This is a genomic window from Neobacillus niacini (assembly GCF_036961885.1).
Classification (GTDB): domain Bacteria; phylum Bacillota; class Bacilli; order Bacillales; family Cytobacillaceae; genus Neobacillus; species Neobacillus niacini_H.
Genome location: NZ_JBALNQ010000110.1, coordinates 1 through 1,000, shown reverse-complemented (window position 1 = coordinate 1,000; position 1,000 = coordinate 1). Strand labels below are relative to the sequence as shown.

At 47.8% G+C, this 1,000-nt stretch carries 9 tRNA genes; all 9 read left to right on the top strand.

Annotated elements, in window-relative coordinates:
• Positions 1-24: 24 nt before the first annotated feature.
• The 9 genes from V7124_RS26210 to V7124_RS26170 all read left to right on the top strand — a co-directional run bounded on the left by V7124_RS26210 (position 25) and on the right by V7124_RS26170 (position 908).
• Positions 25-100 (top strand) — tRNA-Val (locus V7124_RS26210).
• 16 nt (positions 101-116) lie between these two features.
• Positions 117-192 (top strand) — tRNA-Thr (locus V7124_RS26205).
• A 40-nt stretch (positions 193-232) separates the two neighbouring features.
• Positions 233-308: transfer RNA gene (locus V7124_RS26200), tRNA-Lys, on the top strand.
• Positions 309-341: 33 nt separating this feature from the next.
• A tRNA-Leu gene (locus V7124_RS26195) sits at positions 342-423 on the top strand.
• 22 nt (positions 424-445) lie between these two features.
• Positions 446-520, top strand: a tRNA-Gly gene (locus V7124_RS26190).
• A gap of 5 nt (positions 521-525) precedes the next feature.
• A tRNA-Leu gene (locus V7124_RS26185) sits at positions 526-614 on the top strand.
• 32 nt (positions 615-646) lie between these two features.
• Positions 647-723: transfer RNA gene (locus tag V7124_RS26180), tRNA-Arg, on the top strand.
• An 8-nt stretch (positions 724-731) separates the two neighbouring features.
• Positions 732-808 (top strand) — tRNA-Pro (locus tag V7124_RS26175).
• A 24-nt stretch (positions 809-832) separates the two neighbouring features.
• Positions 833-908, top strand: a tRNA-Ala gene (locus V7124_RS26170).
• Positions 909-1,000 lie beyond the last annotated feature (92 nt).

Sequence of the window (1,000 nt, the reverse complement as noted above, 5' to 3'; positions counted from 1 at the left end):
GGACGTTGCCAGGCTGTATCATATGGAGGATTAGCTCAGCTGGGAGAGCATCTGCCTTACAAGCAGAGGGTCGGCGGTTCGATCCCGTCATCCTCCACCATATTTTTTCGTTTTATGCCGGGGTAGCTCAATTGGTAGAGCAACTGACTTGTAATCAGTAGGTTGGGGGTTCAAGTCCTCTCGCCGGCACCATTTTTTTGGGTAAATATTTTTAGGAAGCTATTTTAGGTTTGAGCCATTAGCTCAGTTGGTAGAGCATCTGACTTTTAATCAGAGGGTCGAAGGTTCGAATCCTTCATGGCTCACCAAAGTTTTTTGCAACGCAAAATAACTTTTAATATGCGGGTGTGGCGGAATTGGCAGACGCACCAGACTTAGGATCTGGCGCCGCAAGGCGTGGGGGTTCGACTCCCTTCACCCGCACTTATGCTTTAAATATTATAACGCGGAAGTAGTTCAGTGGTAGAACACCACCTTGCCAAGGTGGGGGTCGCGGGTTCGAATCCCGTCTTCCGCTCCAATGTTGCCGGGGTGGCGGAACTGGCAGACGCACAGGACTTAAAATCCTGCGGTAGGTGACTACCGTACCGGTTCGATTCCGGTCCTCGGCACCATTTTTAAAAAATATAAAGTAGATTTATATATTGCGCCCGTAGCTCAATTGGATAGAGCGTCTGACTACGGATCAGAAGGTTGTGGATTCGACTTCTTCCGGGCGCGCCATATTTTATCGGGAAGTAGCTCAGCTTGGTAGAGCACTTGGTTTGGGACCAAGGGGTCGCAGGTTCGAATCCTGTCTTCCCGACCATTCTTTCATTCGTTAATTTCAAATGGGGCCTTAGCTCAGCTGGGAGAGCGCCTGCTTTGCACGCAGGAGGTCAGCGGTTCGATCCCGCTAGGCTCCACCAATTATTTTAAAAAATATGTTGACAATGATATGAATCATTTGTTAAGATATTAAAGTCGCTAAAGAGACGACATATTGTTCTTTGAAAACTAA